The organism is Streptomyces sp. NPDC086519 (assembly GCF_040686075.1).
Classification (GTDB): Bacteria; Actinomycetota; Actinomycetes; order Streptomycetales; family Streptomycetaceae; genus Streptomyces; species Streptomyces shenzhenensis.
Genome location: NZ_JBFBJL010000009.1, coordinates 33,697 through 60,056, shown reverse-complemented (window position 1 = coordinate 60,056; position 26,360 = coordinate 33,697). Strand labels below are relative to the sequence as shown.

Below are 26,360 nucleotides of genomic sequence, written 5' to 3'. Positions count from 1 at the left end.
ATCGACAGGGTCGTGGGGAAGGGCGAAGAATCCGGCGCCGTTCTCGAAGTCGAGGACCTGAGCGTGGAGTTCCCCACCGAGGACGGGACCGTACGGGCGGTGCGCGGCGTCGGCTACCGGCTGGAACCGGGCGAGGCGCTGGGCATCGTCGGCGAGTCCGGCTCCGGCAAGTCCGTCACCGCGCTGGCGGTGATGGGGCTGCTGCCCGGCTCGGCCCGGGTGCGCGGCTCGGTGCGGTTCGAGGGCACGGAACTGCTCGGCATGTCCGACGCCCGCCTCTCGGACGTACGGGGCAGTGGCATCGCCATGGTCTTCCAGGACCCGATGACCTCCCTCAACCCCGTCTACACGGTCGGCTACCAGATCGCCGAGACCCTGCTCAGACACCACCCCGGGCTCGGCAGACGCCCGGCCCGCGCACGTGCCGTGGAACTCCTCGGCACGGTCGGCATCCCGAGCCCCGAACGGCGCGTCGACAGCTACCCGCACGAGCTCTCCGGCGGCATGCGCCAGCGCGTCGTCATCGCCATCGCGATCGCCAACGACCCGGACGTGATCATCGCCGACGAGCCCACCACCGCCCTCGACGTCACCGTCCAGGCACAGATCCTTCAGGCCCTGGAGACGGCCCGCGCCGAGACCGGCGCCGCGCTCGTCCTGATCACCCACGATCTCGGCGTGGTCGCCGGCCACACCGACCGGGTCGCCGTCATGTACGCCGGGCGGATCGTGGAGACCGGCTCGGTCGAGGACATCTTCTACACCCCGCGCATGCCCTACACCCTGGGCCTGCTCGGCTCCCTGCCCCGCCTCGACCGCGAGGAGGACCGCCTGACCCCCATCACCGGATCCCCGCCCTCGCTGCTCAACCTGCCCCCGGGCTGCCCCTTCGCACCCCGCTGCCCGATGCGCCGGGAGCCCTGCGACAGCACCGAACCCGCCCTGCGCGCCGCCGGATCGGACGCCCACCGCAGCGCCTGCCACTTCGCCGACGAACTCGTCGGCACGGCGGCCGACGAGGTCTTCGGCACCGTCGGCGCCGACACCGAGGCACTGGCCCGGTTCGCGGACCTGGAGGACGATGCCCGATGACCGATCCGCTGCCCCCGCTGCCCGGTCACGGCGGCACCGACGACCCCGTCCTTCAAGTTCGTGACCTGGTCAAACACTTCCCCGTGATGTCGCGGGGCGTGGTCCGCCGCCGGGTCGGCGACGTGCACGCCGTCTGCGGGGTCTCCTTCGACCTGTACGCGAACGAGACGCTCGGCCTGGTCGGCGAGTCCGGCTCCGGCAAGACGACCGTCTCCCGGACCCTGCTCAACCTGGAGACGGCCACCTCGGGCTCCGTCCACTACCGCGGCCGGTCGCTGACCGACCTGAGCAGACGTCAGATGCGGCCGCTGCGCCGGGAGCTGCAGATCGTCTTCCAGGACCCGTACGCCTCCCTGGACCCCCGGATCTCCGTCCACGAGATCGTCGCCGAACCCCTGCGCATCCACGGCCGCTACGGCCCCGGCGCCCCCGACGAGGTACGCGAACTGCTTCGCCTGGTCGGCCTGAACCCAGAGCACGGCAACCGCTTCGCGCACGAGTTCTCCGGCGGCCAGCGGCAACGCATCGGCATCGCACGGGCGTTGGCGCTGCGCCCCAGGGTGGTCGTGCTGGACGAGCCGGTCTCCGCGCTGGACGTGTCGATCCAGGCAGGCGTCCTCAACCTGCTGATGGACCTGCAGAGCGAACTGGGCCTGTCCTTCCTGTTCGTGGCGCACGACCTCTCCGTGATGCGCCATGTCGCCCACCGGGTCGCGGTGATGTACCTGGGCCGCCTGGTGGAGATCGCCCCCGCCCGCCGGCTCTTCGCCCGCCCCGCCCACCCCTACACCCAGGCCCTGGTCTCGGCGATCCCGCTGCCCGACCCGCGCAAGGAACGCGCCCGGAAACGGATCACCGTCCAGGGCGACGTCCCCAGCCCGGTCCGCCCGCCCAGCGGCTGCCGCTTCCGCACCCGCTGCCCCACGTTCGCCGGCCGGCTCACCGACAGCGAGCGCACCGCCTGCGTCGAACAGGTGCCGGACCTGGTGGACCGGGGCGGCGGCCACCCGGTCGCCTGCCACTACGCGGAGAACGTGCAGCTGCTGTGACCGTCCGGGCCGGGGAACGGCGTCAGCCGGCTCTCCCGCTCCACCCGTCGGCAGAACACCTCCATGGGGACGGCGTGCGGGGCATGGCGGACCAGCAGGTCGGCGGCGGCCCGGGGAATGCCCTCGGGACGGCTGCCCGCGGCGCAGCAGCGCACGAACTCGGCGCGCTCCTCGCCCCGGTACCCGTACAGGGCGGTGACCAGCCAGATCACCAGGTAGTAGCCGGTGTACGCGCGGTCGTAGTGCCGATGCCGGTCGAAGAAGTCCCGTTCGTCGGGGGCCAGCCGGAAGCGGGAGCTGAGGCTGAGCCCGAAGTCGGTGAGGTACAGCCGCCGGCCGTCGGTGAGGATGTTGCCGAAGTGGGCGTCGAGGTGCAGGAGATGACTCTCCGAGAGGAAGGCGGTGAGTTCCGCCAGGCCGTGGGCCGTGCGGACGCAGGCCGAGTCCGCCCGGTCCGTGCGCAGTTCGGCGTCCAGCCAGTCGTGCAGGGTGTACGGGATGTGCTCCAGGAACAGCGTGAGGCTCGCGGAGGCGTCCCGCAGGGCCTCGATGCGCTCCCGCACTCCCGTGGAGCCGCCCCAGTAGGCCACCGCCCCTTCGATGTCGGCGAGTTGATCCGGCAGCGGGGCCGGCGCGGCGGGCAGGACCCGCCAGTGGTGCAGCAGCGGGAAACCGGCGAACCGGCCTGCCAGCACCCAGTCCGTGGTCACCTGGTGCGCGGCCAGCTCCCGCCAGGCGCCGAACCCCGGGCTGCCGATCGTGCCGATGCCGTAGTGGCAGTACGCCGGCAGGGCGAAGAGGTTCTCGGTGGAGCGGGTGTGCCGCGGGTCCTGTTCCCGGTCGGTCAGGGGGATCCGCTTCACGAACACCGGTCTGCCGTCCACCGTGAGCCGCACCGCTCGGCCGCCGATCCCGGTGCCGAGCGGCCGGCCGGCCGCGACCAGTTCGGCCAGCTCGACGTCGCTCAGCAGGGCCAGGGAGGTCGCGATGCCGGCGTGGGCGGCGACGCGGCTCGTGGTGTCGGTCATCCCCCCATGGTCACCGCGGCGGCCCCCAGCTGTCCGCGGATTCCCGCAGCGCCCGTGCCGCGCCGGTGATCAGCGGATCACCGTGGCCGAAGCACGCCGTCTCCGTGTCCAGGGTGGCCAGCAGCCGGAAGGAGGCGACGGCTTCGTCCCGGTCGAGGTTGAACACCCCGGGCATCACCGCACCGGTGGCCGGGGCGGCCGCCACCGCGTCTCCGGTGAACAGCACACCGTACGCCGGCAGATGGAGGGCGACGCTGCCGTGGGTGTGCCCGGGTACGTGGACGACCCGGGCACCGCCGCCGAAGTCCAGGACGTCCCCGTCGGACAGCTCCGTCACCTCCGCCGGGGGCGCCGGCTCGCCGGCGGGCAGCAGTTCGAGGACCGCGGCGCGGATCGGCAGCTCCCAGTCCTCGAACACCGGTGGCGGGCCCGGGAGCTCGCGCCGGATCACCGGAGCGTCCAGGCGGTGGGCCAGCACCTCGGCTCCGCTCAGCGCGGCGAACTCGGCGGCCCCGCCGACGTGGTCCTCGTGGAAATGGGTGAGGACGATCCGTCGTACCGTCGCGGGAGACCGCCCCAGCGCGGTGAGCGCGTCGGCGATCGGCCGGCCCGAGCCGGGCGGGCCGGAGTCGATCAGCGTCGAGGCGCCGGTGTCCGGGTCGTGCCAGAGGTAGGCCTGGCCCACCGGGAAGCGCAGCAGGTGCAGCCGGGGGAGCAGCTCGATGACGTCCATGTCCCGACCGTAGGAAGGACCCCGTCCATGGACGAGGGCCCTCCGCCGTGGGCGGAGCGATTCAGCCCACCGCGTACGCGGGCCCACCGTGTAAGCGGGCCCAGCGTGTGAGCGGGCCCACCGCTTACACAGGCCGACCGCGTGTGCGGGCCGGCCCGGTGTGTCAGCTCGCCGCGTAGTTCCGCAGGAACAACGCCTCCGCCACCGACAGGCGCTCCAGCTCCTCGGGGGACACGCTCTCGTTGACGGCGTGGATCTGCGCCTCCGGCTCGCTCAGGCCGATCAGCAGGATCTCGGCCTGCGGGTAGAGACCGGCGAGGGTGTTGCACAGCGGGATGGAGCCGCCCTGACCGGCGTACTGCATCGTCTCGTCCGGGTAGGCGACCGCCATCGCGTCGGCCATCGCCCGGTAGGCCGGGCTGCTGGTGTCCGCGCGGAACGGCTGGCCCTGGCCGACCGCCTCGGTCCGCACCCGCGCACCCCACGGCGTGTGCGCCTCCAGGTGGGCCTGGAGCAGCTTGCCCGCCTCCGCCGCGTCCACGCCCGGCGGCACCCGGAGGTTGACCAGGGCGCGGGCGCTGGCCTGCACCGACGGGGTGGCGCCGACCACCGGCGGGCAGTCGATGCCGAGCACCGTGACCGACGGACCGGCCCAGATGCGGTCCGCGACCGAGCCGTCGCCGATCAGTCCGACACCGTCCAGCACCTTCGAGTCCGTACGGAACTGCTGCTCGTCGTACTCCAGGCCCTCCCAGCGGGTCCCGGGCGTGAGCCCGTCGACCGTCGTGGAACCGTCCTCGGCGCGCAGCGAGTCCAGGACCCGGATCAGCGCGGCCAGCGCGTCCGGGGCGGCACCGCCGAACTGGCCCGAGTGCAGGTTGCCCCGGAGCGTGTCGATCTGGATGCGGACGGAGGTCATCCCCCGCAGGGTCGTGGTGACGGTCGGCAGCCCCACCCGGAAGTTGCCCGTGTCACCGATGACGATCGCGTCCGCCGCCAGCAGCTCGGGGTGCTGTTCGGCGTACCGCTCCAGGCCGCCGGTGCCCATCTCCTCCGAGCCCTCGGCGATCACCTTGACGGTGACCGGGACGCCGCCGTTCGCCTTCAGCGCGCGCAGCGCCAGCAGGTGCATGATCACGCCGCCCTTGCAGTCGGCGGCACCGCGCCCGTACCAGCGGCCGTCCCGCTCCGTCAGCTCGAACGGCGGGGTGGTCCAGGCGGTCTCGTCCAGCGGCGGCTGCACGTCGTAGTGCGCGTACAGCAGGACCGTCTTGGCACCCTCCGGGCCCGGCAGACAGCCGTACACCGACTGCGTGCCGTCCGGGGTGTCCACTATGGCGACGTCCGTGAAGTCCTCGGCGCGCAGCGCGTCGGCCACCCAGTTCGCGGCGCCCTCGCTCTCGCTCTTCGGGAACTGGGCGAAGTCAGCCACCGACTTGAACGCCACCAGCTCGGCGAGCTCCGCCTTGGCCCTCGGAAGCAGGGCGGTGACGGTCTCGGCGACCGGATTGGACGACATGGGCACGCTCCTCGTGGGTGCGACGTTGAACTGGTGAGTGGACCGATCCTCCCACAGTGGCCTGCGGCGATCTCCGCCGTAGGATGCGGGGGGACAGGTGACAGGTGTCGGCCTGCGGACGGACAGGGCCTGACCTACGGCTTGATACGGCTTCTACGGCTTGATCGGAGCAGCGGACCATCGTGAGCGGCGAGAATTCTTCGGCGGACGACGTGCGGGCGGACGACGTACAGCGGGTGTGGGACGTCGTCGTGGTGGGCGCGGGACCCGCGGGGGCCTCGGCCGCCTATGCGGCGGCAGTCGCGGGACGGCGCGTGCTGTTGCTGGAGAAGGCCGAGCTGCCCCGGTACAAGACCTGCGGCGGCGGCATCATCGGCCCCTCGCGCGACGCGCTGCCGCCCGGCTTCGAGCTGCCCCTCAAAGACCGGGTGCACGCGGTCACCTTCTCCAACAACGGGCGGTTCACCCGTACGCGCCGCTCCAAGCAGATGATGTTCGGGCTGATCAACCGGCCCGAGTTCGACCAGCAGCTGGTCGAGCACGCCCAGAAGGCGGGCGCCGAGCTGCGCACCGGCGCCGCCGTGCAGCGCGTCGAGCAGCACGGCTCGGCGGTACCGGACCGGCGGACGGTCGCGGTCGTGCTCCAGGGCGGCGAGACCCTGCTGGCCCGCGCCGTGGTCGGCGCGGACGGCAGCGCCAGCCGCATAGGCGCCCACGTCGGGGTGAAGGTCGACCAGGTCGACCTCGGCCTGGAGGCGGAGATCCCGGTGCCCGAGACGGTCGCCGAGGACTGGAAGGGCCGGGTCCTCATCGACTGGGGGCCGATGCCCGGCAGTTACGGCTGGGTCTTTCCCAAGGGGGACACCCTGACCGTCGGCGTGATCTCGGCGCGCGGCGAAGGCGCGGCCACCAAGCGGTACTTGGAGGACCTCATCGCCCGGCTCGGCCTCGCCGGCTTCGAGCCGAGCATCTCCTCCGGCCACCTGACCCGCTGCCGCGCCGACGACTCCCCGCTGTCCCGGGGCCGGGTGCTGGTCTGCGGTGACGCGGCGGGTCTGCTCGAGCCGTGGACCCGTGAGGGCATCTCCTTCGCACTGCGTTCGGGGCGGCTCGCGGGGGAGTGGGCGGTGCGGATCGCCGAGGCCCACGACGCCGTCGACACCCGCCGCCAGGCGCTGAACTACGCCTTCGCCGTCAAGGCGGGCCTCGGCGTCGAGATGAGCGTCGGCAAGCGGATGCTCGCGGTGTTCGAACGCCGGCCCGGGCTGTTCCACGCGGCGCTGACCGGGTTCCGTCCCGCCTGGCGGGCGTTCAAGGAGATCACCCAGGGCCGGACCTCCCTCGGTGAGCTCATCCGCTCCCACCCGCTGGCCCAGCGCGCCCTCACGGCGTTCGACCCGGGGCCGGCGGCGAAGGAGAACGCCCCCGCCGAGGACGCCGCCGACGAGGAAGCCGTCACTTCGTGACGGTGACCCGGAAGACGGGGTGGTCGGCGCCGGCCGCGACGAGTTCGTCGTCCGAGGACTTGGCCGTCACCCCGGGGAAGTACTGCTTGACCTCCCAGCCCCACTTCTCCAGGTAGGCCCGCAGCACCGGGAGCTTCTCGGCGTCGGGAAGCTCCACCACGGTGAACTCACGCACCTTCCGCCCCACCCGCAGCTCGCCACCGCCGGCCACGCGCATGTTCCGCACCCACTGGGAGTTGCCACGCGCCGAGACCAGGTACTGGCTGCCGTCGTACGTGTGCGGGTTGACCGGGACGCGCTGCATCTTGCCGCTCTTGCGGCCGCGCACGGACAGTTCCGCGCTGCCCGCGAAGCTGATCCCGTGCCGGGCGAGCCAGCCGACGAGGCTGTTCACGCGGACGGCCAGCGCGTTGGTCTTGGCGTAGTACGGCTCGGGCGACGCCTGCGGCTGAGGCTGTGACTGCGACGACGACATGGTGACCCCCATTTGATTGAGAGAGCAGTGCTCTCGCTAGAGCAACAGTGTGGGGGAGATCGGTGTTCCAATGCAAGAGCGGTGCTCTCTTTTTTGAGCGCCGCACCATCTCGTGAGCGCTGCTCTCATCTGTGAGCGCCGATCCACAACAAGTGCACTGCTCCAAACCGTGTGCACTGCTCTGCGAACATGGCAGACTGCTCCCCATGACCACCCCGCAGGGCGCCCGCGCGCGAGCCAGGATGGAAGTCGCCACGGCCATCAAGGACGAGGCGCGCAGACAGCTCGCCGCCGAGGGCGCGGCCAAGCTGTCGCTGCGAGCCGTCGCGCGCCGACTCGGCATGGTCTCCTCGGCGCTCTACCGCTACTTCCCCAGCCGTGACGACCTGCTCACCGCGCTGATCATCGACGCCTACGACTCCCTCGGCGAGGCCGCCGAGACCGCCCACGCCGCTGTCGCCGACGCGGCGCCGGCGCAGCGCTGGGTGGCGGTGTGCGAGGCGGTGCGCGGCTGGGCGCTGACCCACCCGCACGAGTACGCGCTGATCTACGGCTCGCCGGTGCCCGGCTACTCGGCTCCGGAGACGACCATTCCACCGGCCGCCCGGGTGGCCATGGTCCTCATCGGGATCCTGCGGGACGCGTTCGAGCGGCGCGGTCTGGCCCGTACCCCCGTACCCGCCGAGCTCGCCCCCGAGGCCCGCCGGATGGCCGACGAGCTGATGCCCGGCCTGCCGCCGGAGGCGGCGGTGGCCATGGTCGCGGCGTGGGCCCAGTTGTTCGGGTTGGTGGGGTTCGAACTGTTCGGCCAGTTCAAGGGGGTCGTGGAGGAGCGGGACCGGTTCTTCCGCCATGCGGCCGCGCAGCTCGCCCACGGGGTGGGCCTGGTTTTCCCCTAGAAGGCCTCGGCTCAGGCCGTCACCTTGTCCAGGAACGCGGCGAGGTTCGTCACCGTCCGCCGTATCTTCTCCTCCTGCGTGAGCGACTCCGGCATGCGCCCGCCCGGGCCCGCGTCCCGCTTGCCCCGCACGTACAGCGAACAGGCGAGGTCGCTACAGAGGTACGCGCCCACGGAGTTGCCCTGCAGCCCGGCCTTCCCGGCCTTGGCGGCGACCATCAGGGAGACGCCTCCGGTGTGCGTGGTCAGGCAGATCGAGCACATGCTGCGCCGGGTCTGCCAGGAGGAGGGGCTGGGGCAGCGCAGCGCCACCGCCCGCGCGTGGCCGTCGTCCAGTTCGGTCACCAGGTAGGCGCGGTCCGGTGCCTGGGGGTCGCGCCAGCCGAAGTAGTCCAGGTCGGCCCATGGTCGTTCGTCCAGGCCGTGGGGGATGTTCAGGCGTTTCGCCGCGCCCTTGGTGCAGTTCACGAACGCGGCACGGATCTCTTGTTCGGTCAGCTGTCTCATGCAGCGCACGCTAATTTGCCTAAAGACTTTAGGCAAATGCATAATTCCTGAAGGTGGGAACCGGAGGCGAGGAGCGGGTGTGGCGCGAGCGGGGCTGAGTACGGAACGGCTGGTCCGGGCCGGAGCCGAGCTGGCCGACGAGGTCGGCTTCGACCAGGTGACCGTCTCGGCGCTGGCCAGACGGTTCGACGTGAAGGTCGCGAGCCTGTACTCGCACGTCAAAAGCTCCCAGGACCTGAAGACGAGGATCGCCCTGCTGGCGCTGGAGGAACTCGCCGACCGGGCCGCCGACGCGCTGGCCGGACGGGCCGGCAAGGACGCCCTCGTCGCGTTCGCCGACGTCTACCGCGACTACGCCCGCGCCCACCCCGGCCGCTACACGGCGGCCCGGCTGCGCCTCGACCCGGAGACGGCCGCGGCGAGCGCCGGCGTCCGGCACGCCCAGATGACCCGGGCGATCCTGCGCGGCTACGACCTGACCGAACCGGACGAGACCCATGCCGTCCGGATGCTCGGCAGCGTCTTCCACGGCTTCGTCGACCTGGAACTGAGCGGTGGCTTCAGCCACAGCGCCCCCGACAGCCAGCAGTCCTGGACCCGTGTCCTCGACGCCCTCGACGCCCTGCTGCGCACCTGGCCCGCACCGGCCTGACCGCCCCTTCGCGGGGAACAGGGACGGAACACCGAACCGAAAGCAGACGGAACACAGAGGCGATGAACACCGACCCCCGCTGGATCACCACCCCGATCACCGCGAGCCTCCTCCGTGGCGCCCTGGACCTGGAGCACACCGAGCACGGCGTCCTGCCGCACCGGCTCCCGGCCCGGGCCCGCGCCCAGTGCGACGACCCGCAGCTCGCCATGGTCGAGTCCCAGCCCTCCGGCGTGCGGCTGGTGTTCCGTACCCGCGCCACCGCCGTGGAACTGGACACCCTGCCCGTCAAGCGGCTCTACGTCGGCGCGCCGCCCCGCCCGGACGGCGTCTACGACCTGCTCGTCGACGGCACCCTGGCCGGCCAGGGCAGCGTGCCCGGCGGCACGGTCCAGGTCGTCGACCTGAGCGCCGGGACCATGGAGCTGCGCCCCGGACCGGTCGGCACCCTCGGCTTCACCGGACTGCCGGAGCGCGAGAAGACCGTCGAGATCTGGCTGCCGCACAACGAGACGACCGAACTGGTCGCGCTGCGCACCGACGCCCCGCTCACCGCCGTACCCGACCACGGCCGCAAGGTCTGGCTGCACCACGGCAGTTCCATCAGCCACGGCTCCGACGCCGCGAGCCCCACCGCCGTCTGGCCCGCGCTGGCGGCCTCGCTCGCCGGCGTGGAGCTGGTCAACCTGGGGCTGGGCGGCAGCGCCCTGCTCGACCCGTTCACCGCCCGCGCCGTCCGGGACACCCCGGCCGACCTGATCAGCCTCAAGCTCGGCATCAACGTCGTCAACACCGACCTGATGCGGCTGCGCGCCTTCGGCCCCGCCGTGCACGGCTTCCTCGACACCGTCCGCGAGGGGCACCCCACCACCCCGCTGCTGGTCGTGTCGCCGATCCTGTGCCCGATGCACGAGGACACGCCGGGCCCCACCGCCATGGACCTGAGCGCCCTCGGCGCGGGCCGGCTCGCCTTCACGGCCGCCGGCGACCCGGCCGAGCGCGCGAGCGGCAAGCTCACCCTGAGCGTCATCCGCGACGAGCTGTCCCGGATCGTCGCCCAGCGCGCCGCCGAGGACCCCCACCTCCACTACCTCGACGGCCGTGCCCTCTACGGCGAGGCCGACGCGGCCGACCTTCCGCTGCCCGACGGACTCCACCCGGACGCGGCCACCCACCGCCGGATCGGCGAACGCTTCGCCGCCCTGGCCTTCACGGACGACGGCGCGTTCACGGGCCGCGGCGGCGGCCGCCGACCAGCAGGGGGAGCCGCCCCGGCCGGGACCGGCGGCCTACTTCCCGGGGAGTACGCGTGATCACCCCGCCGGGCTGACGCCCGCGCGTGCCGCCGGCGTCTAGCGTGGCGGTCATGGACGAGCAGCGGGTACGGGAGCGCGGCCCCGCGCAGTGGTGGCAGTACGGGCCCCCGTGGCGGGACCACCCCGACGCCACCACCCCTGGTACCCGCCGTCCCCGGCTGCCGTGGCGCACCACCGTGCCGCTCACCGTCCTCGTGCTGGTGGGCTCGAACGCCGCCGCCCGTGCGCAACCCCACCGCGAGCACCTCGACCCGTACGCCCGCCTGCTGCTCCTCGCCACCTGTGCCCTGCTGCTGTGGCGGCACCGGCACCCGGTGCCCGTGGCGTTCGGCACGGCCGCGCTCGCCCTGGTCTACCTCGGTGCCGGCTACCCGTACGGGCCGGTCTTCGCGGCCGTCGCCGTGGCCTGCTTCAGCACGGTCGTCGCCGGGCACCGGCGGGCCGCCTGGGCGGCGCTCGGGATGCTGTGGGCCGGGCATCTGCTGATCTCGCTGTGGCTGTACCGCCGGCTGCCGCCGCCGGGCGACACGGGGGCGGGCCTCGGCCCGGAAGTGATCATCGCCACCTGGGTGCTGATCATCGTCTCGGTGGCCGAGCTGGTCCGGCTGCGGCGCGAGCAGTGGGCTCGGGAGCGGGCCGACCGCGCCCAGGCGGCCCGGCGGCGCGCGGACGAGGAACGCCTGCGGATCGCCAGGGAGCTGCACGACGTCCTGGCGCACAGCATCTCGGTCATCAACGTCCAGGCCGGCATGGGTCTCGCGCTCCTCGACTCCGATCCCGAGCAGGCCAGGTCCGCGCTCACCACCATCAAGGCGGCCAGCAAGGAGGCCCTCGGCGAGGTACGTCAGGTGCTCGACACCCTGCGGGCACCGGGAGCCGCGCCACGGGCGCCGGCGCCCGGTCTCGGGCGGCTGCCGGAACTGGTGGAACAGGCGGCCGGCGCCGGACTCACCGTCGACGTGACGGGGGAGCCGCCGCACCTGCCGCCCGGCGCCGACCTGGCCGCCTTCCGCATCGTGCAGGAGGCCCTCACCAACGTCGTACGGCACTCCGGATCACGGCACGCGCGCGTGCGGCTCGAACACGGCGCGGGGAAGCTGCGGTTGCGGATCGACGACGACGGCCCGGCGACCGGGGCGGACGCGGGCGGCAGCGGGAACGGGCTGGCCGGGATGCGGGAGCGGGCGGCCGCCCTGGGGGGCACGATCGAGGCGGGACCGCGCGCCGACGGCGGCTTCCGGGTGCTGGCCGTACTGCCGTCGGACGACCGGGAGGAGCGATGATCCGGGTACTGCTCGCCGACGACCAGTCGCTGGTGCGGGCCGGTTTCCGGGCGCTGCTCGACGCGCAGCCGGACATCGAGGTGACCGGTGAGGCGGCGGACGGCGAGGAGGCGCTGCGCAAGGTGCGTGAACTGCGCCCCGACGTCGTCCTGATGGACATCCGTATGCCGCGTCTGGACGGCCTGGCCGCGACCCGCCGGGTCACCGGTGAGCCGGAGCTGACGGACGTGAAGGTGGTCATGCTGACGACGTTCGAGGTCGACGAGTACGTCTTCGAGGCGATCCGTTCCGGAGCCTCCGGGTTCCTGGTCAAGGACACCGAGCCGGACGAACTGGTGCGGGCGGTCAGGGCGGTGGTGGCCGGGGACGCGCTGCTGTCGCCGGGGGTGACGCGCCGGCTGATCGCGGAGTTCGCGGCCCGCTCCAAGGCACCGGCCGCCGCCGACGCGCTCGCCCGGCTCACCGAGCGGGAAAGGGAGGTGATGGCCCTGGTCGGCATCGGCCTGTCCAACGAGGAGATCGCCCGCCGCCTGGTCGTCAGCCCCCTCACCGCCAAGACCCACGTGAGCCGCACGATGATCAAACTGGGCGCCCGTGACCGCGCCCAACTGGTCGTCCTGGCCTATGAGTCGGGCTTGGTACGGCCGGGCTGGCTGGGCTGAGACGAGCGCCGGAACCGGACCAGCACGCTGACCATCCGGGCGAGGAACAGCACGGCCGCGAGCCCCGCGCCCACGACGCGCAGTGTGCGCTCCGGGCCGCCGGGCAGCTCGAACAGCAGCGCAGGACCGGCCACCGCGCCGTAGACGACCGCGGCCGCGAACGCCGCACTGCACAGCGCGTATCCGATCTCGACGGTGATCGCGTCCCGCTCGGCCTGACCGCGCCGTCCCCCGTGCGTCGTCATCCCGGCAGTCTCACAGCCGGGCGCCCGGCGGGGCAACGGGCCCCCGCCGGGCGCAGGTTCGCCGGCGTCCCCGTTCAGTCGCCCGCGGGCACGCGCTCCGCCTCCAGGGAGGTGGACCTGGCGATCACGACGGTCCGCTGCGGGCGCGGGGCGCGCAGCCCCGTCAGGGTGATCAGCAGCCCGGCGAGGGCCACGACCGCGACCACCAGGAAGCCGGGACGGTAGCTGTCGAGCACCGCCTGCGGCGTCGCGTGGGCGGGCGCGCCCGCGGTGACCACGGCCGTGACGATCGCCAGGAAGATCGCACCGCCCACCTGCACCGAGGTGTTGAGGAGCCCGGAGACCATGCCCTGCTCGTGGTCGTCGACGCCGTTGGTGGCCTGGATGTTGAGGGAGGGGAAGACCAGGGCGCAGGCCGCTCCGATCAGCAGCATCGACGGCAGGATCGCCGCCGCGTAGGCCGGGCTCAGGTCGACCCGGAGGAACAGGGCGTAGCCGAGGACCATGAACGCGAAGCCGGCCGCGATCAGCCGCGGGGTGCCGAAGCGGTCCACGATCGCGCCGACCTTGGTCGAGGACACCGCCACCAGCGCGCCGGCCGGCAGGAAGGCCAGCGCGGTGTGCAGCGCGGACCAGCCGAGCAGGGACTGCATGTACAGGGTGGTCAGGAACTGGAAGCCGACGTACGAGCCGAAGAAGGCGATCGCGCCGAGCTGTGCGCGGACCTGGTTGCCCGAGCGCAGCACGCCGAGGCGGACGAGCGGGCCCGGGGAGCGGCGTTCGATCCGGACGAAGACGGTCAGCAGGACGGCGACCGCGAGGAAGGACAGCAGGGTGCGGGCCGACGCCCAGCCGACCTGCGGGGCCTCCACGACGGTGAACACCAGGAGCAGCATGGAGGCGGTGCCGAGGACCGCGCCGGGGATGTCGTAGCCGTTGTGGTCGCGTTCGCGGGAGCTGCGCGGCAGCAGCCGGAGGCCGGCGAGGAGCGCGACCAGGGCGATGGGGGCGGGCAGCAGCATGGTGAAGCGCCAGCTGGCCTCGGTGAGCAGGCCGGACAGCACCAGGCCCATGGAGAAACCGGTGGCCGCGCAGGTGGTGTAGATGGAGAGGGCGCGGTTGCGCAGCGGGCCCTCCGGGAACGTGGTGGTGATGATCGAGAGGCCGGCGGGGGCGGTGAAGGCCGCGCTCAGGCCCTTGACGAAGCGGCTGGCGATCAGCAGCGGACCCGAGTCGACCAGGCCGCCCAGGAGCGAGGCGAGCGCGAAGACGCCGAGGGCCACGAGGAACACCTGGCGCCGGCCCAGCAGGTCGGCGGTGCGGCCGCCGAGCAGGAGCAGGCCGCCGTATCCCAGGATGTAGCCGCTGACGATCCATTGCAGCGTCGAGGTGGAGAGGTGCAGGTCGGAGCCTATCGACGGCAGGGCGACGCCGACCATCGACACGTCCAGCGCGTCCAGGAACATGGCGGCGCAGAGCACCAGCAGTGTGCCCCAGAGCCGGGGAGTCCAGCGTCCCTCGGCGAGGGGGGCGGTGAGCGGAGAGGTCATGACCCGAGACACTACATGCACATGCATCAGATGCAAACGCATTTAATTACGATGCAACAATCCTGGTTCTCTGCTACGGTGCCCCGATGGCGGCGAAGAAGCCCGAGCAGGCGCTCGTGGAGCAATGGCGGGACATCCTGGCCCTGCACGCCCGCACCCAGTGCGAGCTCGACCGTGCCCTGCACGGCCACGGCCTGTGCGCCAGCGACTTCGAGGTCCTCGACCTGCTCTCCGACGCGCCGGCGGCGGACGGCGCGTGCAGCTTCCGTGTCCAGGAGATCGCCGAGCGGGTGCACCTCAGTCAGAGCGCGCTGTCCCGGCTGATCGCCCGCCTGGAGAAGGACGGCCTGGTCGAGCGGGCCATGTGCCCGGAGGACCGGCGCGGCGTGCGGGTGGCGCTCACCGGCAAGGGGCGCGCGCTGCACGGCGAGGTGCTGCCGGTGCAGCGCGCGGTGCTCACCAGGATGCTGGCCGCCGAATCGAGCTGAGACCGGCCGGTCGGGCCGCCTGCCGTGGCCGGCTGCTCAGATACCGGAGTTCGCCAGCCACAGGCCGGCCACCTCCGGGTCGCCGTGCACCGTCGGCACCGGCACCCGGTTCCACAGGGCCAGGTACAACTGGTCGGCGGGACCGGCGAGTTCGGCCGCCGCGTCGTCGTGTGCGCCGAGTTCCGTGACCGGCGGCCGCGCCGACAGCCGTACGGTCCAGGCCGCGTCCGCGTCGACCGCGCGCACCCGTATCACCCGAGGGTGTTCGCTGCGGACCCGGCTGCGCGCGCGGGCGTGGAAGCCGCGCAGCAGTTCGTCGATCCCGTCGACCGCGAAGTCCGTGCGGATCGGGGTGGTCCGGCCGCCCCGCGCGGCTTCCGCGTCGTAGCGGTGGACGGTCGTCTCGTGGGCCTGCCGGCGGAGCCAGAAGGCCAGCGGTGCGGAGACCGGGGCGGGGTGGAAGGTCCAGCACGTCATGTCCCGCGGTGCGCCGCCCAGGGTGTCGACGAGCCGGCGGTGGCCCTCCCGGTACCAGGCGGTCAGCTCGGTGCCGTCGAGGGCCGGCGGGTCCGGAACGGGGCGGGGTGAGGTCTCGGCGTCGGCGACCACACCGGCGGCCCACCGGTGGATGGTGCCGGTGTGCCGCAGCAGGTCGCGCACCCGCCAGTCCGGGCAGGTGGGCACCGGGGCGTCGAGCCCCGCCTCCGCGGCGGCCGTGGCCAGCAACCGGCCCTCCCGGTCGAGGATCTCAAGAAACTCGTCAGTCTCCATGCCGTGAGTGTGCCGGATACGAGCCCGTGCCCGCGGCTAGCGCAGCAGGAACCCCACCGTGTACCCCAGTGCGTTGACCGCCCAGTGCAGGGCCATCGGCGCCAGCAGGGAGCCGCTGCGATCGCGCAGCCAGCACAGCAGACAGCCCGCCACGGCCGTGAACAGCACGGCGCCGATGTCCACCAGCACCGCCCCGGCGGCCGAGTGCCCGAAGAGCGAACCCAGCGTCGGCTTGTCCTTGTCGAGGTGCAGCGAGGGCAGGATGTGCCAGAGGCCGAAGAGCACGGAGGAGAGGACGGCCGCCGTGGTGGCCGTGTGCAGGCGGCGCAGGAGTGCGAACAGCACCCCGCGGAAGGCCGTCTCCTCCAGCAGTACCGTCCCCACGGGCACCGCGACCAGCGCCTTGAACGCGATCTCCGGCCCGTTCAGCGCGTCCGTCCGCTGGTCCGCGAACAGTCCGCGGGTGACCGGCGGCAAGGCCACGCACAGATAGACCGCCGCGACGATCCCGATCAGAGTGACCGCCCAACGCGCCCCGTCGCCGAGGGTGTCGCGGCCCAGCCCCAGCTCCTGCCAGCTGCCCCCGGCCCAGAACAGCAGCCCCACCAGGACGGCCGAGGCGACGACCGCGGTGAGCAGGATCCAGGACCCGGCCCAGCGGTTGTCCAGCAGGTTCGCCGACACCAGCACGGCCACCACCGCCGCCAGGGCAGGGCGGGTGGGAAGCCGGGGGAGCCGGGGCGGCGGCATGCCGACGGGGTGTCAGAACCCGACCCGGCCGCCCGGCGGGCGGCCGGGCGTGCGGCGTCCGCCGCCGCGACCACGGCCCGGCGCGGCGCCGACGACGGGGGCGACCTGGATACCCGCCTTCGGCGACCGGTCGCGGGCGGCCTGGGCGACGGCCTGCCGCGCGGCCCGCTCGCTCATGCCCCGCCGGAGAACACCGGCACCGACCACCGAGTCGCCTGCCGCCGCGGTCGCCGCGGTCGCCGCGGGCGGCGTCGGTCCGGCCGCAGGCGGCGTGGAGCGTGTATTCGCGGTCGTCCGGACCTGGGCCATGCTCACCACGATGGGATGTCCCGTGAGGGCTTGCACCTTTTCCCGGAAGGAAGGGTGACCCTGGGGGACTTTCCGGATGCGGCGGCGGATGCGGTGGCCGATCGTGGTCCCGAGGTGGCCAAGTGAGTGGTGCGGGCAGGGCTCTGAAGCGTATGAGGGACGGGACCCGGCGGGCGGCGGAGCGGGTGCGCCGGCATGCGGGCCCCGACCCGGTGCTCCGTCGGCGGCCGTGCTGGGGCGGCGTCGGGGTGGCGGTTCTGTGCTACTGCCTGTCCCTCACCCCCTCCCTGCTTCCGCGCGCCTGGTGGCTCCAGGGGCTCGCGGCCGGCGTCTCGGCGGCCGTCGGCTACGCCGTCGGTGCCGTGCTGGAGACCCTCGCCCGGCTGCTGCTGAGCTGGGCCGGCGTCCGCGTCCGCCCGCGGACCCGCCGTATCCTCTGGGCCGCCCTGGGTGTGCTCGGCGCCGCCGCGGTGGTCACCGTCACCGCCTGGAGCGTCCGCTGGGAGGGGCAGGTCCGCCGGGCGGTGGCCCTGCCCCCGCACATCGTCTGGTGGCAGTGGGCGCTCGTCCCCCTCGTGGCCGCGCTGGTCGGCACGCTGCTGCTCCTGGTGGCCCGCGTGGTACGGCTATCCACCCGCGTCGTCGCTCACGCGTTCGGCGCCCTCGTCCCGCGCCCCGTCGCCTACGCCACCGGGGTCGTCCTGGCCGCCTTCGTGATCGTCGGAATCGTCCAGGGCTTCCTGCTGCGCGCCGCGCTGGACGCGATCGAGAGCGGTGCCTCGCTCGCCGACCAGGGCACCACCAAGGGCGTCCACCAGCCCGGCCTGCCCACCCTCTCCGGCACCCCCGACTCCGCCGCCCACTGGGACACGCTGGGCGCCAAGGGCCGCGACTTCGTCGGCACGGCCACGCCCCGCGCCGACATCGCCGCCTTCACCGGCCGCCCGGCGAAGGATCCGGTACGGGTCTACGTCGGCCTGCGCTCCGCCGACACCCTCGGCGAACGCGCCGCCCTCGCCGTACGCGAACTCGAACGCACCGGCGGCTTCTCCCGCACGGTCCTCGCCGTCATGGGCACCACCGGCACCGGCTGGATCAACGACCAGGGGAGCAAACCCCTGGAGTACATGTGGGACGGTGACACCGCCGAGGTCGCCATGCAGTACTCCTACCTCCCCAGCTGGGTCTCCGCGCTCACCGAGGACGAGGCCGCAGCCACCGGGCGTGCCCTCTTCGACGCCGTCTACACCAAGTGGCGGATGCTCCCCGCCGGCTCCCGCCCCCGGCTCGTCGTCTACGGCGAAAGCCTCGGATCCTTCTCCATGGAGTCCGCCCTGAACGGCTCTCCTGCCAGGCTCGTCGCCGAGACCGGCGGCGCGCTGTTCGTCGGCCCGACCTACGACAACCCGCTGTGGAAGACGGTCACCGCACGGCGGCAGCCGGGCAGCCCCGAGTGGCGGCCGGTGGTCGCCGGCGGGGCGCATGTGCGCTTCGCGCAGGTGCCGGCGGACTACGGCATCCCGGACGCGCCCTGGGGCGAGCCCCGCGCGGTCTACCTCCAGAACGGCTCCGACCCCGTCGTCTGGTGGTCGCCCGGCCTCGCCTTCCGCAAGCCGGACTGGCTGGACCGGCCGCGGGCCCGCGACGTCTCGACTGTGATGCGGTGGTACCCACTGCTGACGTTCTGGCAGGTGGCGTGCGACCTGGCAGGCGCCGACAACGTGCCGGACGGATTCGGACACCGGTACGGAACGCTGCCGACGAGCGCGTGGGCGGAGATCACGGGCCCGCCCGGTTGGACGGGCGCCGACACCGCGCGGCTGGCCGGGGTGCTGGAGCCGCTGCCGGAACCGGGACTGCTGGACTGAGGCGATGCCCCGGCCGGGCGGCTGGCCCGCGGCCGCGCGCCCGTCCGGACGGCGGAGTGCGAGCGGTCCGCGGACGGGCGGGATCTTCGGTCAGTGCCCTGCCGTGCGCCGGGTCAGCAGTGCGATGGCCGCGGCGGTGGCGGCGAGGACGGCGACGGTGGTGAGGGCGGCGGGGAGGGAGAGCCAGTCCGCCATGAAGCCGATGGCGGGTGGTCCCAGGAGCATGCCGCCGTAGCCGAACGTGGAGGCGATGGCGACTCCCTCGGGGCCGGCCAGCCTGCCCGCGCGTTCGACGGCGACGGGGAAGAGGTTGGCGAGGCCCAGTCCGGTGATCGCGAAACCGAGGAGGGCCGCCCACAGGGCCGGGGCGAGTGCGCCGAGCAGCATGCCGGTCGCGGCGGTGGTGCCGCCGAACACCAGGGTGCGGGTCTGGCCCAGGGCCTCGAGCAGCCTGGTGCCGCTGAGCCGGCCGACGGTCATGGCGAGGGCGAAGCAGGAGTAGCCGATGGCGGCCGTGCCGGGTGCGGCGCCGAGGTCCTGCTCCAGGTGCAGGGCGCTCCAGTCGGCCATGGCACCCTCGCCGTAGGCCGTGCACAGGGCGATCAGGCCGAACGTGACGACGAGCAGCCGGGGGCGGGGTGCCAGGCGGTGCCGTATGGATGTCGCCCGCGGTGTGTCGTCCTCGGGTGCGGCCGGCGGGGGAGTGCGCAGGAGCGTGTGGCCCGCGAACAGGGTGACCACGAGGCCGAGGGCGGTGAGGGCGAGCAGGTGTTGCGTGGGGGTCAGCACTCCGGCGATCAGGGCTCCCAGGCCGGCGCCGATCATGCCGCCCAGGCTGAAGGCGGCGTGGAAGCTGGGCATGATCGGGCGGCGGAGGGCGCGTACCAGGTCGACCGCGGCGCTGTTGAAGGCCACGTTGATGCCGCCGTAGGCGCTGCCGAAGACCAGCAGTACGGCGCCGAGTGCCAGGACCGAGTGGGTGAGCGGGGGCAGGGCGACGCTGAGGGAGAGCAGGACGGCGCAGACGACGGTCACGAGATGGGAGCCGTAGCGGCGGCACAGCCGGCCGGTGAACATCATCGTGATCACCGCTCCGGCCGAGACGCCGAGCAGGGCGAGTCCCAGGGCGCCGGCCGAGGCGCCGGTCTGTTCCTTGATGGCCGGGATGCGGACGACCCAACCGGCGAAGACGAAGCCGTCCATGGCGAAGAAGACGGTCAGGGCGATGCGGAGTCGGATGAGGGCGTTTCCGGGCACGGCGTTGTGCGTCCGGATTTTGTTTATCAGCGGCACAAACTCAGGCTAGGTGAGGGCGGCGGACGGGACAAGGGCGCTAGGTGGGGGCGGCGGGCGTGACAAGGGCGGTGGGCGGCCACCGGGACCGGATCGCCGTTGCGATCGACGCGGATCGTTCAGCGGGACGGGGCGTCTACGCGGGTGGCCCACCCGGTCCTCGCGGCCGGCCGGTGCGCACATGCCGCCCGGCCCTCGCGCTCGGCGGTGTCCTGGGCGCGCCGCCGGCCGGACGTCTCGTCTGCGCGCGGCACCGGCCCCGGCCGCCTCCTGCCCGCCGTCAGCGGGTGTGCGGTGCTTCTCCTCCCGCCGGTGGCGGTGCCGAGGGGCATCGGCCGCCGATGGGCGTTCCCGCGCTGATCGCTCTCCGCCGGGGCCTTGGGGGCGCCGAGGAGCTGAGCCGGGGCGGCGGCCCGGGACCGCGATCGCCGTACCGGCGGGCGTACGAAGGCGCGGCGCCCGCCGCACGGCCGGTGGCGCTCAGTCGTCCCGCCGCCCGTGCCTTCCCGCGAGGTCCGTGAGGTAGCCGCGCAGCATGACCTTCGCCTCGTCGAGGAGAGCGGTGTCGCCCTCGGGGTCGCGGCGGAAGGCCTCCTGGGCGAGCGCGTCGGCGGCCAGGACGGCGGCATGGCACGCGGGGCCGAGCCCCCGCGCGTCGTCGGCGATGCCGAGCGCGAGCAGTACCCGGCGCACCCCGTCGGCCATCCGGCGCTTGTGCTCGCGGTCCGCCGCTCGGGTCCGGTCGGTCAGACCGCTGCCGAACCACAGGGCCCTGAAGCCCTGTTCGGTGCGGTAGAGCCCGGCGTACGTGTCGATCAGCACGCCGACCGGGTCGGACCAGCGCTCCGTCGCCGCGCTGTGCACGAACTCCTCCATCAGCGCTTCGAGCCGGGAGAAGTACGTGGCCGCCAGTGCGTCGATGATCGCGTCCCGGTCGGGCAGGTACTGGTACAGCGAGCCGACCGACACCCCGGCCTCCGCCGCGACCCGGGTCGTGGTCAGGGCCGGCACGCCCTCGGCGATCAGCACGCGCTCCGCCGCCTTCAGCACCCGTGCCAACCGGGCTTTGCTGCGCGCCTGTTGGGGAGTCCGGCGCAGCACGGCCCCGGCCTCCTCGGCGGTCGGCTCGCTCACCTGCGGCTCCTGAATCTGAACGTGACTTTGTTTCATGTTTAGGTTACCGTCGCGGCCATGACGGACTCAAGCTCCGCGCTGGTTCAGGAGCGGGCCGCGGTGGCGGACGTCTGCCGTCGTCTGGGAGCGGCGGGCCTGCTCATCGGCACGGCGGGCAACGTCAGCGTGCGGGTGGGGGACCGGGTCGCGGTCACCGCGACCGGCGCGGTGCTCGCCCAGCTCACCGCGGGCCAGGTGACGGTGGTCGACCTGGACGGCAAGGTCGTCGCCGGGACCCTGCAACCGACCTCCGAACTCGACCTGCACCTCGGGGTCTACCGGCGTCACGGCGCCGCCGCGGTCGTCCACACGCACGCCCCGATGGCCACCGCCCTCTCCTGTGTGCTCGACGAACTGCCCTGCGTCCACTACCAGCTGCTCGCCCTCGGCGGCACCGTACGGGTGGCGCCGTACGCCACCTTCGGCACCCCGGAACTCGCCGAGTCGGTGCTCACCGCGCTCGACGGCCGCAGCGCCGCCCTGATGGCGAACCACGGCTCGGTCACCGTCGGCCCGACCCTCGACAAGGCCGTCGAGAACGCCCTGTTGCTCGAATGGGCCTGCGGTGTCTACCAGCACGCCGCGGCCCTCGGCACGCCCCGCGTCCTGGACGAGCGGCAGCAACTCGCGGTGATCGAGGCAGCGATCGCCCGGAACTACGGCACCACCCAATCCCTTCAGGAGGGCAAGCCATGAGAGTCATCACGATGGGCGTGCATGTGCTGGACGTGCTGGTGCGGCCGGTGGACGCGATACCCGAGGGCCAGGGCGCCACCCTGGTCGAGGACATCAGGATGACCGCGGCCGGGACCGCCGGCGGGACCGCGCTCAGCCTCGCCAAACTCGGTGCCACCGTGCACAGCGCCGGGGCCGTCGGCGCCGACGCGACCGGCGACATGCTGGTGCAACTGCTCGGCAGGGCCGGGATCGACACGGGCTTCCTCGTCCGCCGTACCGACACCGCCACCTCGGCGAGCGTGCTGCCCATCCGTCCCAACGGCGACCGGCCCTCCCTGCACCTGCTCGGCGCCAACATCACCTACGGCGTCGACGACGTGCCCTGGGACGCCCTCGCCGAAGCCACCCATCTCCACCTCGGCGGCCCGGAGTTGATCGGCGTCGACGTCGCCGCGCGCATCCTGCACTTCGCCAAGGAGCACGGCGTGACGACCTCGGTGGACCTGCTCGCGCCCGGTGCGCTCGGCAGTTTCGAGCAGATCGCGGCGGCGCTGCCCTACGTCGACCATCTCCTCCCCAACGACGACCAGGTGCTGGGCTTCTCCGGCGAGGACGATCTGGTGGCGGGCGCGAAGAAGCTGATCGGCGCCGGAGCCGGGCTGGTCGCCGTCACCCGGGGCGGCGACGGCGCGCTGCTGGTCACCGCCGAGGGCGCCGAGCCGGTGCCCGCCTTCGAGACCGACGTCGTGGACACCACCGGCTGCGGCGACGCCTTCTCGGCCGGATTCGTCTACGGGATCGGGCTGGGCCGCACCGCGTACGACTCCGCGGTCCTCGGCAACGCCGTGGCGGCACTGGTCGCCCAGGGCCTCGGCAGCGATCACGGGGACTTCGACCTCGCCGCCGCCGACGCGTTCGCGGCGACGAGTGCCAGGCGTGCGTAAGGCAGATGCCGGACCCGCGCAACGCGCAACGCGCAACGCGTGACGCGTGACGCGTGACGCGTGACGTGTGACGCCGGCCACGGCGGTCCCGGACATCCGGGAGATAACCTTCCGTCCCTCGAACCACTGAACTTCTGCGGACATTCACTCGTCCCGGGCGTCTGTGTTCGGAATGAGTCCGGCAACAGCTCGGTTAATAACTGCTCGCTAGTTGGTTACCGGAGAGTGAGCGGGCCATGATGGCCCCATGACGTTGGCCGCGCGCGCTCTGGCGCAACTGGCGACCTGGCCCGACCTGAACCAGGCCGTACCTAGCTGCGGGCTGGGGCAGGCGGTGAGTTCGTCGCAGGGCGAGATCGCGCACTTCCACTCCGAACGCGATGTGGACCTGCGGCTCACCACCCACGCCATCCGGCACTTCGCGAAGAACCTCAAGCGCACGGGGGCTATCCGGATCGTCCCCGGTTCGCAGTGGGTGACCCTCCGACTCGACGCGGCGAGCGACGTCGACCTGCTGCTGACCCTGGTGAGCGTCGCCCTCCAGGCCCAGCAGAGCTGGCCCGATCCGGCCGACCGGCCCGTGTTCGGCTGCAACGACCAGCGGGGCGCGGGATTCGTCAGCGCGGACACCAGCGGGATGTTGTGACAGGGAGCCGAGCCGTACCGGCGCGTCGCGTCACACGGTCAGGACCCGGATCCCCGCCTCCTCGAACCGGCGCACCGCATCCGGCGCCGCCGCCGTGTCCGTGACCAGCGTGTCCACCAGTTCCGCCGGGCAGATCCGGGCGAACGCCCGCGCGCCCAGCTTGCTGGAGTCGGCGGCGACGACCACGCGGGCCGCACGCTCGCACAGCAGCCGGTTGACCGCGGCCTCCGCCTCGTCATGGGCCGCCGCCCCGCGTGTGACGTCGAAGCCGACCACCCCGAGCACCGCCACATCGAGCGTGATCTGACCCAGTACCCCGTTCGCGAGCGGCCCGACCAGCTCGTACGACTGCGGGCGCGCCACCCCGCCCGTCACCACGATCTTGAACTGGGGCCGCACCGCGAGCTCGTTGGCGATGTTGAGCGCGTTCGTGACGACCGTCAGCGCGGGTGTGCCGGTGGTGAGGTCGGCGCGTACGGCCAGGGCGCGGGCCACCTCCGTGGTCGTGGTACCGCCGGTCAGCCCCACCGCCTCGCCCGGCGTGACCAGATCCGCCACCGCCTTGGCGATCCGCTGCTTCTGGGAGGCCTGCCGGGCCGTCTTGTAGCGCAACGGCAGCTCGTACGACACCCCGTGCACCACCGCCCCGCCCCGGGTGCGCACCAGCATCTGCTGCTCGGCGAGCTGGTCGAGGTCCCGGCGGATGGTGGCCGCCGAGACCGCCAGCTCGGCCGCCGCCTGCTCGACCTCAAGGCGGCCGCGCTCGGCCAGCAGCTCGAGCAGCGCCTTCCAGCGGGCGTCGCGCGACATCCGCCCCTCCGTTCCCTCGATCTCCCGGCGACCCTAGCGCACCCGATCTGAGACGGGATGCTTGATTGTGATTGAAAGCTCGCTCTATCTTGCAAGAACAATCACGCAGCATCACCACCCGCGCCACGGCCACCTGGATGTTCGGTCCCGCCCGCGCCGGGCTCGCCGCACAGGCCGGCGCCACCGGGGGGTTGTGGATCCAGGGCACCCTCGACCCGCTCGCCGAACTCGTCCGCGCCCAGCGCCCAGCGCCCAGCGCCTCGCGGTCGCCGTCGCCGCCGCCCGGGGCCTCGACCCCGACCGGCCGCGCCATCTCACCCGCCCGGTGATCCTCACCCCGTCCGGCGGGGAGTGGGCGTGCCCCTCGCAGCCACCGGCGCGCTGCTGACCCGGGCCGCCGAAGCCCGGTCCGCCGTCGCCGCGTTCAACGTCATCACCCTGGAACACGTGGAGGCCGTCATCACCGGCGCGGAGACCGCCGGTTCGCCCGTCGTCCTCCAGGTCAGCGAGAACGCGGTCAAGTTCCGCCAGGGACACCTGCTGCCACTGGCCCGCGCCGCCGCCACCGCCGCCGAACGCGCCCAGGTGCCGGTCGCGTTGCACCTCGACCACGTCCAGAGCGACCACCTGCTCCGGCAGGCCCCCGGCACCGGATTCAGCTCGGTGATGTACGACGCGTCCCGGCTGCCGTATGCCGAGAACCTCGCCGCGACCGCGACCGCCGTCGACTGGCCGCACTCCCGAGGCCTGTGGATCGAGGCGGAGTTGGGTGAGGCCGACGGCAAGGACGGCCGGCGCTGGTCAATGTCGGCACCGCGCTCAACATGGCGATGACCGCCTCCGTCCGCCGCTTCCTCACGGACCATCCCGAGGCCGTCGACTCCCGCACCTACCTCGATGTCGGCAGGGCGGCGATGGCCCGGGACGTGACCAGGATCATCGGCGTGCTGGCCGGCCGGACTACCCGCGCTTGACGGCCTTCAGCACCACGAACTTCCGGTCGCTCGCCACCAGTTCACTGTTGCCGAACAGGCGGCGCAGCGTCACGTGGTAGCCCAGATGCCGATTGCCGATCACCCACAGCTCGCCGCCCTGCCGCAGCGCCCGCTTCGCGCCGCTGAACATCCGCCACGCCGTCGCGTCGGTGGTCGCCTGGTGGGAGTGGAACGGCGGGTTGTTGAGCACCACGTCCACGCTCCCGGCCGCCACCCCCGCCAGCCCGTCCCCGACCCGGAACTCGGCGTGCCCGGGAACCCCGTTGGCCTTGTAGGTGGCCTCCGCCGAGGCGATCGCCTGGAACGACTCGTCCACGAACAGCACCTCGGCCGTCGGATCGGCCAGCGCCACCGCCGTCCCCACCACCCCGTTCCCGCACCCCAGGTCCACGATCCGCCGTCCTCCCGCCGGCAGATGGGCCAGGAAGAACCGGGTTCCGATGTCGAGCCGGTCGGCGCAGAAGACCCCCGCGTGGTTGACGACCGTACGCCCGGAGACCGCGCCGATGCCGTCGGGAAGCGCGTAGCTGTACGGCCACGGATTCTCCGGACGCTCCAGCGACGGATCCGGCGCGCAGTGGATCAGCCGGGCCTTCTGCTCGGCCAGTGAGGTCCGGGTCGGCCCGAGGATCCGCTCGAACAACCGGAGCGTCGACGTATGGATCTCCTTGACCATGCCGGTGCCGACCACGACCGTGCCCGCGTGCACGGCGGGCGCCAGCCGCAGCAGCTGGTCCTCAAGGAGCGCAAGGCTCTTGGGAACCCTCACCAGCAGCACGTCCACCCGCTCCGGCGGCGGATCCTGGGTGGTCAGCAACCGCACCGCGCCCGGCTCGACACCCGCGCGCCCCAGGTTCACGCGGGTCGCCTCCTGGCTCAGGTACGAGTCGGTGATCTGCACCGGCTGGTGCTCCGCCAGCGCCGTGACCAGCGCCCCCCAGCGGTCGCCGAGCACCACCACCGTGCCGGACAGTCCGATCCGCTCCCGGTCGAGATACCGCAGCAGGTACGCGTCGGAGGCGTCCCAGGCACGCAGCCGGTCGCGCGGATCCTCCGGGAAACGGGACAGCTCGAACTCGCCCCAGGCAGTCGTCATACGGTCGCTCATCGTGCGTCCAGGCTAGCCGAACCGCAGCTCAGGCCCGGTCGGGCAGGATGGG

27 protein-coding genes and 2 pseudogenes are annotated in these 26,360 nt (G+C 72.9%); 15 read left to right on the top strand and 14 right to left on the bottom strand.

Annotated elements, in window-relative coordinates:
• The first annotated feature begins 12 nt into the window (after positions 1–12).
• Positions 13–1,092 carry an ABC transporter ATP-binding protein gene (locus tag AB0P24_RS11395; RefSeq protein WP_365792813.1) on the top strand — a complete coding sequence of 360 codons (1,080 nt, stop codon included), beginning with the start codon at positions 13–15 and terminating at the stop codon, positions 1,090–1,092.
• A complete protein-coding gene (locus AB0P24_RS11390) occupies positions 1,089–2,141 on the top strand; it encodes an oligopeptide/dipeptide ABC transporter ATP-binding protein (protein ID WP_365792583.1) in 1,053 nt (350 codons plus the stop codon). Before AB0P24_RS11395 ends, AB0P24_RS11390 begins: the two co-directional genes overlap by 4 nt.
• On the opposite strand, the gene AB0P24_RS11385 is transcribed toward AB0P24_RS11390, so the two are convergent.
• The 3 genes from AB0P24_RS11385 to AB0P24_RS11375 form a co-directional block, all read right to left on the bottom strand.
• Positions 2,114–3,169: a protein kinase family protein gene (locus tag AB0P24_RS11385; RefSeq protein WP_365792581.1), complete on the bottom strand. Its 1,056-nt coding sequence runs from the start codon at positions 3,167–3,169 to the stop codon at positions 2,114–2,116. The genes AB0P24_RS11390 and AB0P24_RS11385 overlap by 28 nt on opposite strands.
• A 10-nt stretch (positions 3,170–3,179) precedes the next feature.
• Positions 3,180–3,902 carry an MBL fold metallo-hydrolase gene (locus AB0P24_RS11380; RefSeq protein ID WP_365792579.1) on the bottom strand — a complete coding sequence of 241 codons (723 nt, stop codon included), beginning with the start codon at positions 3,900–3,902 and terminating at the stop codon, positions 3,180–3,182.
• Positions 3,903–4,065: 163 nt separating this feature from the next.
• Positions 4,066–5,421 carry a dipeptidase gene (locus AB0P24_RS11375; protein ID WP_365792577.1) on the bottom strand — a complete coding sequence of 452 codons (1,356 nt, stop codon included), beginning with the start codon at positions 5,419–5,421 and terminating at the stop codon, positions 4,066–4,068.
• A 182-nt stretch (positions 5,422–5,603) separates the two neighbouring features.
• On the opposite strand from AB0P24_RS11375, the gene AB0P24_RS11370 reads away from it, so the two are divergent.
• Complete coding sequence (locus tag AB0P24_RS11370) at positions 5,604–6,887, top strand: geranylgeranyl reductase family protein (RefSeq protein WP_365792575.1); 1,284 nt, start codon at positions 5,604–5,606, stop codon at positions 6,885–6,887.
• Here AB0P24_RS11370 and AB0P24_RS11365 read toward each other — a convergent pair.
• Positions 6,877–7,362 carry a nitroreductase family deazaflavin-dependent oxidoreductase gene (locus AB0P24_RS11365; RefSeq protein ID WP_365792573.1) on the bottom strand — a complete coding sequence of 162 codons (486 nt, stop codon included), beginning with the start codon at positions 7,360–7,362 and terminating at the stop codon, positions 6,877–6,879. The two genes, AB0P24_RS11370 and AB0P24_RS11365, sit on opposite strands and share 11 nt — an antisense overlap.
• Positions 7,363–7,568: 206 nt before the next feature.
• Here AB0P24_RS11365 and AB0P24_RS11360 point away from each other — a divergent pair, with 206 nt between their 5' ends.
• Positions 7,569–8,261: a TetR/AcrR family transcriptional regulator gene (locus AB0P24_RS11360; protein ID WP_365792571.1), complete on the top strand. Its 693-nt coding sequence runs from the start codon at positions 7,569–7,571 to the stop codon at positions 8,259–8,261.
• Between the two features lie 11 nt (positions 8,262–8,272).
• Here AB0P24_RS11360 and AB0P24_RS11355 read toward each other — a convergent pair whose 3' ends face one another.
• On the bottom strand, positions 8,273–8,767 hold the full coding sequence (locus tag AB0P24_RS11355) for an FBP domain-containing protein (RefSeq protein WP_365792569.1): 495 nt from the start codon (positions 8,765–8,767) through the stop codon (positions 8,273–8,275).
• Positions 8,768–8,846: 79 nt separating this feature from the next.
• Between AB0P24_RS11355 and AB0P24_RS11350 the strand changes: the two genes are divergently transcribed.
• The 4 genes from AB0P24_RS11350 (at position 8,847) to AB0P24_RS11335 (ending at position 12,680) form a co-directional block, all read left to right on the top strand.
• The gene (locus tag AB0P24_RS11350) at positions 8,847–9,419 is read left to right on the top strand and encodes a WHG domain-containing protein (protein ID WP_365792567.1); all 573 of its coding nucleotides are present in this window, start codon (positions 8,847–8,849) and stop codon (positions 9,417–9,419) included.
• A gap of 62 nt (positions 9,420–9,481) precedes the next feature.
• Positions 9,482–10,732 carry a GDSL-type esterase/lipase family protein gene (locus tag AB0P24_RS11345; RefSeq protein ID WP_365792565.1) on the top strand — a complete coding sequence of 417 codons (1,251 nt, stop codon included), beginning with the start codon at positions 9,482–9,484 and terminating at the stop codon, positions 10,730–10,732.
• A 53-nt stretch (positions 10,733–10,785) separates the two neighbouring features.
• Complete coding sequence (locus AB0P24_RS11340) at positions 10,786–12,018, top strand: histidine kinase (protein ID WP_365792563.1); 1,233 nt, start codon at positions 10,786–10,788, stop codon at positions 12,016–12,018.
• A complete protein-coding gene (locus AB0P24_RS11335; RefSeq protein ID WP_365792561.1) occupies positions 12,015–12,680 on the top strand; it encodes a response regulator transcription factor in 666 nt (221 codons plus the stop codon). Before AB0P24_RS11340 ends, AB0P24_RS11335 begins: the two co-directional genes overlap by 4 nt.
• Here AB0P24_RS11335 and AB0P24_RS11330 read toward each other — a convergent pair.
• Both AB0P24_RS11330 and AB0P24_RS11325 read right to left on the bottom strand, forming a co-directional pair.
• Positions 12,641–12,925 carry a DUF6332 family protein gene (locus AB0P24_RS11330; RefSeq protein ID WP_365792559.1) on the bottom strand — a complete coding sequence of 95 codons (285 nt, stop codon included), beginning with the start codon at positions 12,923–12,925 and terminating at the stop codon, positions 12,641–12,643. The two genes, AB0P24_RS11335 and AB0P24_RS11330, sit on opposite strands and share 40 nt — an antisense overlap.
• Before the next feature lie 74 nt (positions 12,926–12,999).
• A complete protein-coding gene (locus AB0P24_RS11325) occupies positions 13,000–14,475 on the bottom strand; it encodes an MFS transporter (RefSeq protein ID WP_365792557.1) in 1,476 nt (491 codons plus the stop codon).
• Positions 14,476–14,561: 86 nt separating this feature from the next.
• Here AB0P24_RS11325 and AB0P24_RS11320 point away from each other — a divergent pair, with 86 nt between their 5' ends.
• Entirely contained in the window at positions 14,562–14,963 is a 402-nt protein-coding gene (locus AB0P24_RS11320; protein WP_365792555.1) for a MarR family transcriptional regulator, read from the top strand.
• Between the two features lie 36 nt (positions 14,964–14,999).
• On the opposite strand, the gene AB0P24_RS11315 is transcribed toward AB0P24_RS11320, so the two are convergent.
• From AB0P24_RS11315 to AB0P24_RS11305, 3 genes are read right to left on the bottom strand one after another with little or no spacing between them, the layout of a single operon-like run.
• The gene (locus tag AB0P24_RS11315) at positions 15,000–15,734 is read right to left on the bottom strand and encodes a maleylpyruvate isomerase family mycothiol-dependent enzyme (RefSeq protein WP_365792553.1); all 735 of its coding nucleotides are present in this window, start codon (positions 15,732–15,734) and stop codon (positions 15,000–15,002) included.
• Positions 15,735–15,770: 36 nt separating this feature from the next.
• On the bottom strand, positions 15,771–16,484 hold the full coding sequence (locus AB0P24_RS11310) for a CPBP family intramembrane glutamic endopeptidase (protein WP_365792551.1): 714 nt from the start codon (positions 16,482–16,484) through the stop codon (positions 15,771–15,773).
• Positions 16,485–16,496: 12 nt separating this feature from the next.
• Positions 16,497–16,661, bottom strand: a complete 165-nt coding sequence (locus tag AB0P24_RS11305) for a hypothetical protein (RefSeq protein ID WP_365792549.1) — start codon at positions 16,659–16,661, stop codon at positions 16,497–16,499.
• A 284-nt stretch (positions 16,662–16,945) separates the two neighbouring features.
• Here AB0P24_RS11305 and AB0P24_RS11300 point away from each other — a divergent pair, with 284 nt between their 5' ends.
• Entirely contained in the window at positions 16,946–18,661 is a 1,716-nt protein-coding gene (locus AB0P24_RS11300; RefSeq protein ID WP_365792547.1) for an alpha/beta-hydrolase family protein, read from the top strand.
• 90 nt (positions 18,662–18,751) lie between these two features.
• On the opposite strand, the gene AB0P24_RS11295 is transcribed toward AB0P24_RS11300, so the two are convergent.
• Both AB0P24_RS11295 and AB0P24_RS11290 read right to left on the bottom strand, forming a co-directional pair.
• A complete protein-coding gene (locus AB0P24_RS11295) occupies positions 18,752–19,918 on the bottom strand; it encodes an MFS transporter (protein ID WP_365792545.1) in 1,167 nt (388 codons plus the stop codon).
• A 516-nt stretch (positions 19,919–20,434) separates the two neighbouring features.
• The gene (locus tag AB0P24_RS11290; protein WP_365792543.1) at positions 20,435–21,088 is read right to left on the bottom strand and encodes a TetR/AcrR family transcriptional regulator; all 654 of its coding nucleotides are present in this window, start codon (positions 21,086–21,088) and stop codon (positions 20,435–20,437) included.
• Positions 21,089–21,145: 57 nt separating this feature from the next.
• Here AB0P24_RS11290 and AB0P24_RS11285 point away from each other — a divergent pair, with 57 nt between their 5' ends.
• The 3 genes from AB0P24_RS11285 to AB0P24_RS11275 all read left to right on the top strand — a co-directional run bounded on the left by AB0P24_RS11285 (position 21,146) and on the right by AB0P24_RS11275 (position 23,395).
• Entirely contained in the window at positions 21,146–21,823 is a 678-nt protein-coding gene (locus AB0P24_RS11285; RefSeq protein ID WP_181807981.1) for a class II aldolase/adducin family protein, read from the top strand.
• On the top strand, positions 21,820–22,749 hold the full coding sequence (locus tag AB0P24_RS11280) for a carbohydrate kinase family protein (RefSeq protein WP_365792541.1): 930 nt from the start codon (positions 21,820–21,822) through the stop codon (positions 22,747–22,749). The genes AB0P24_RS11285 and AB0P24_RS11280 overlap by 4 nt, the downstream gene beginning before the upstream one ends.
• A gap of 247 nt (positions 22,750–22,996) precedes the next feature.
• Positions 22,997–23,395 (top strand): luciferase family protein, encoded by a 399-nt coding sequence (locus tag AB0P24_RS11275; protein WP_365792539.1) that lies wholly within the window; start codon positions 22,997–22,999, stop codon positions 23,393–23,395.
• 30 nt (positions 23,396–23,425) lie between these two features.
• Here AB0P24_RS11275 and AB0P24_RS11270 read toward each other — a convergent pair whose 3' ends face one another.
• Entirely contained in the window at positions 23,426–24,205 is a 780-nt protein-coding gene (locus tag AB0P24_RS11270) for a DeoR/GlpR family DNA-binding transcription regulator (RefSeq protein WP_365792537.1), read from the bottom strand.
• Between the two features lie 107 nt (positions 24,206–24,312).
• On the opposite strand from AB0P24_RS11270, the pseudogene AB0P24_RS11265 reads away from it, so the two are divergent.
• Both AB0P24_RS11265 and AB0P24_RS11260 read left to right on the top strand, forming a co-directional pair.
• A pseudogene (locus AB0P24_RS11265) lies at positions 24,313–24,593 on the top strand (hypothetical protein); the annotation flags it as partial.
• A pseudogene (locus AB0P24_RS11260) lies at positions 24,563–25,179 on the top strand (class II fructose-bisphosphate aldolase). The pseudogenes AB0P24_RS11265 and AB0P24_RS11260, both read left to right, overlap by 31 nt.
• On the opposite strand, the gene AB0P24_RS11255 reads toward AB0P24_RS11260, so the two are convergent.
• Positions 25,166–26,296 (bottom strand): methyltransferase, encoded by a 1,131-nt coding sequence (locus tag AB0P24_RS11255; RefSeq protein WP_365792535.1) that lies wholly within the window; start codon positions 26,294–26,296, stop codon positions 25,166–25,168. The pseudogene AB0P24_RS11260 and the gene AB0P24_RS11255 overlap by 14 nt on opposite strands.
• Positions 26,297–26,360 lie beyond the last annotated feature (64 nt).

Bases quoted from the DNA above. Each gene is read 5' to 3' on its own strand.
- AB0P24_RS11300 (WP_365792547.1), top strand. From the start codon at position 16,946: ATGAGGGACGGGACCCGGCGGGCGGCGGAGCGGGTGCGCCGGCATGCG.
- AB0P24_RS11335 (WP_365792561.1), top strand. From the start codon at position 12,015: ATGATCCGGGTACTGCTCGCCGACGACCAGTCGCTGGTGCGGGCCGGT.
- AB0P24_RS11375 (WP_365792577.1), bottom strand. From the start codon at position 5,421: ATGTCGTCCAATCCGGTCGCCGAGACCGTCACCGCCCTGCTTCCGAGG.
- AB0P24_RS11325 (WP_365792557.1), bottom strand. From the start codon at position 14,475: ATGACCTCTCCGCTCACCGCCCCCCTCGCCGAGGGACGCTGGACTCCC.
- AB0P24_RS11285 (WP_181807981.1), top strand. From the start codon at position 21,146: ATGACGGACTCAAGCTCCGCGCTGGTTCAGGAGCGGGCCGCGGTGGCG.
- AB0P24_RS11320 (WP_365792555.1), top strand. From the start codon at position 14,562: ATGGCGGCGAAGAAGCCCGAGCAGGCGCTCGTGGAGCAATGGCGGGAC.
- AB0P24_RS11365 (WP_365792573.1), bottom strand. From the start codon at position 7,362: ATGTCGTCGTCGCAGTCACAGCCTCAGCCGCAGGCGTCGCCCGAGCCG.
- AB0P24_RS11275 (WP_365792539.1), top strand. From the start codon at position 22,997: ATGACGTTGGCCGCGCGCGCTCTGGCGCAACTGGCGACCTGGCCCGAC.
- AB0P24_RS11380 (WP_365792579.1), bottom strand. From the start codon at position 3,902: ATGGACGTCATCGAGCTGCTCCCCCGGCTGCACCTGCTGCGCTTCCCG.
- AB0P24_RS11340 (WP_365792563.1), top strand. From the start codon at position 10,786: ATGGACGAGCAGCGGGTACGGGAGCGCGGCCCCGCGCAGTGGTGGCAG.
- AB0P24_RS11280 (WP_365792541.1), top strand. From the start codon at position 21,820: ATGAGAGTCATCACGATGGGCGTGCATGTGCTGGACGTGCTGGTGCGG.
- AB0P24_RS11255 (WP_365792535.1), bottom strand. From the start codon at position 26,296: ATGACGACTGCCTGGGGCGAGTTCGAGCTGTCCCGTTTCCCGGAGGAT.
- AB0P24_RS11360 (WP_365792571.1), top strand. From the start codon at position 7,569: ATGACCACCCCGCAGGGCGCCCGCGCGCGAGCCAGGATGGAAGTCGCC.
- AB0P24_RS11390 (WP_365792583.1), top strand. From the start codon at position 1,089: ATGACCGATCCGCTGCCCCCGCTGCCCGGTCACGGCGGCACCGACGAC.
- AB0P24_RS11305 (WP_365792549.1), bottom strand. From the start codon at position 16,661: ATGAGCGAGCGGGCCGCGCGGCAGGCCGTCGCCCAGGCCGCCCGCGAC.
- AB0P24_RS11385 (WP_365792581.1), bottom strand. From the start codon at position 3,169: ATGACCGACACCACGAGCCGCGTCGCCGCCCACGCCGGCATCGCGACC.
- AB0P24_RS11270 (WP_365792537.1), bottom strand. From the start codon at position 24,205: ATGTCGCGCGACGCCCGCTGGAAGGCGCTGCTCGAGCTGCTGGCCGAG.
- AB0P24_RS11355 (WP_365792569.1), bottom strand. From the start codon at position 8,767: ATGAGACAGCTGACCGAACAAGAGATCCGTGCCGCGTTCGTGAACTGC.
- AB0P24_RS11345 (WP_365792565.1), top strand. From the start codon at position 9,482: ATGAACACCGACCCCCGCTGGATCACCACCCCGATCACCGCGAGCCTC.
- AB0P24_RS11310 (WP_365792551.1), bottom strand. From the start codon at position 16,484: ATGCCGCCGCCCCGGCTCCCCCGGCTTCCCACCCGCCCTGCCCTGGCG.
- AB0P24_RS11315 (WP_365792553.1), bottom strand. From the start codon at position 15,734: ATGGAGACTGACGAGTTTCTTGAGATCCTCGACCGGGAGGGCCGGTTG.
- AB0P24_RS11330 (WP_365792559.1), bottom strand. From the start codon at position 12,925: ATGACGACGCACGGGGGACGGCGCGGTCAGGCCGAGCGGGACGCGATC.